The 1,987-nt window shown below is 66.1% G+C and carries 2 pseudogenes; one reads left to right on the forward strand and one right to left on the reverse strand.

The annotated features are described in order from the left end of the window. Positions 1 to 107: 107 nt before the first annotated feature. Positions 108 to 1,722 (reverse strand): annotated as a pseudogene (locus ACWCQS_RS45980) (ISAzo13 family transposase). A gap of 135 nt (positions 1,723 to 1,857) precedes the next feature. Here ACWCQS_RS45980 and ACWCQS_RS45985 point away from each other — a divergent pair. Beyond that, a pseudogene (locus ACWCQS_RS45985) lies at positions 1,858 to 1,987 on the forward strand (IS5/IS1182 family transposase); the annotation flags it as partial.

A 1,987-nucleotide genomic window follows, 5' to 3' on the forward strand; every position in this document is an offset into this window, starting at 1 on the left:
AACAGCGTCCACAACTCATCCGGCACCAACCGCTCAATCAGACCCGTCATGCACCGCTCAACGAACGATCACGCCAAAGGAAACGACCTCTAAGGGCTTGCAGATCATCAACATGGCGTCTTGATCACGCTGCTGGGGTCGCCGCTCAGGGCTTGAACTCGGGCCTGGAGGGCTGTGAGAGCGGAGGGCGGGGTGGCCGCCGGCGGGATGACGATGCTGTGCGCCCTGAGCAATTTCCTGATCTTCAGCAGGGTGCGGTGCATGGCGGTCCGACTGCTGTCGAACAGCACGGCGAGGAGTTCCGCAGCCAGGGCGACCCGCAAGTGAAGGACGGCCGCCAGGACCTGGTCGGGGAAGGTGAGTCGGGGCGGGCGGCCGCGCTTGACGTCGCCGTCGACGGCCAACGTGTCGGTGAGTTCGCTGAGTTGCTGCCGGGACATGCCGGTCAGGGCAGGGTTCGGACAGTAGCGCATGGTTCCACTCCGGGACCCGCTTTCGTGAAGCCCGGGGCCCTGGGATGGCAGGGCAGGGCTGCGGATGCAGGGCATAGTTCCAGTCACCGTGGAAGGCGTGGCGGGTCAGTGGCAGGGACGCCATCTCCGCGTCGTCGATCTGGACTCCGGTTGGGTAGGTGTTGGTGTCCAACTCGGTCGTGACGCGTAGGCCGGTGCGGGTGGTGGTCGCGGCGATGGACTGGACGATGACTTCGTGGCTGGTCAGCGGGCGTCCGCGCCAGTTCATAGTGATGTGCGAGAACAGCCGGTGCTCGATCTTGTTCCACTTCGATGTGCCCGGTGGCAGGTGGCAGGTGGCAGGTGGCAGGTGGCAGACGGTGATCGTCAGTCCTGTTTCGGAAGCGAGCCGGGCGAGTTCGAGCTTCCAGGCCCGGGTGCGGTAGCCGTTCGAGCCGCCCGCGTCGGCGGTGATGAGCAGTCGTGTCGCCTGCGGGTAGGCGGCCTGGCCCTGGCCGGACCACCAGCGGCGGATCGATTCCACCGCGAACGCGGCGGTGTCATGATCGGTGCCCACGTTGACCCAGCCGGTGTTCGCCGCGAGATCGTAGATTCCGTACGGGACGGCCTTGCCCAGCTGGGGATCGGCGAAGTCATGGACGTTCACCGGCATCGGATCAGCCTCAGGGCGCCATTGGCGGCCGTTGTTCTTGAACTCGCCGACGAGCTCCTTCTTCTTGGTGTCCACGCTGATCACCGGCTGGCCAGCGTCCCGGTGATCTCGGGCCCGCTCGTTGAGATACCGGAACTGAGCATCCCGATCCGGATGTTGGCTGCCCTCGATGGTCTTGGCGTTGGCCTGCAGACTGAATCCTTCCTCCCGCAGCAGGTCCGCGACCGTGTCCGCACTGACTTTGTGCCCTGTCCGGTCCGGCTCCCGCGCCAGAGTGCGGGTCGACTTCACCGTCCACCGCAGCGGCGACATCGGATCACCGCGCTCGTCCGGCTCGACCAGCGCCAGCAGTGCCGGCCGCAGCCCCGGATCGAGATCTGCGACCCTCTTGCGGCCCCCGCCCGGCCGCCGCACCCGCCCCAGAGGCTCCTCACCGGCCTCCAGCTCGAACACGCCCTTGCGTACCGTGGTCTCACTCACCGAGGCCGCCCGCGCAACGGCCCGAACACCACCGTGTCCCAGGACACGGGCCTCTGCGGCCATCAGCAGCCGTCGCTTCCGCTCATCCAGATGCGGGAACAACAGCACGAACTTCATGGCGAGTTGGGCACAGATCTCGTCCGAGATTCGCGTACCACATCAACGAGCCATGGGACGGGAAGCAACACCTTGATGATCTGCAAGCCCTTACAGTCCATTTCGTTTGGTGTGATCTTGCGGCATGCTGTTCGCGTGTCGAGCGAGTTGGTCGAGCGGATGGTGCCGGACGGATTGTGGGAGCTGTTTCAGCGGGTGGTGCCGCCGGCTCCGGTGCGACCGCAGGGTGGCGGTCGCAGACGGCACGGTGACAGGGAGGTCCTGG

The sequence above is a fragment of the Streptomyces sp. NPDC002076 genome (genome assembly GCF_053593835.1).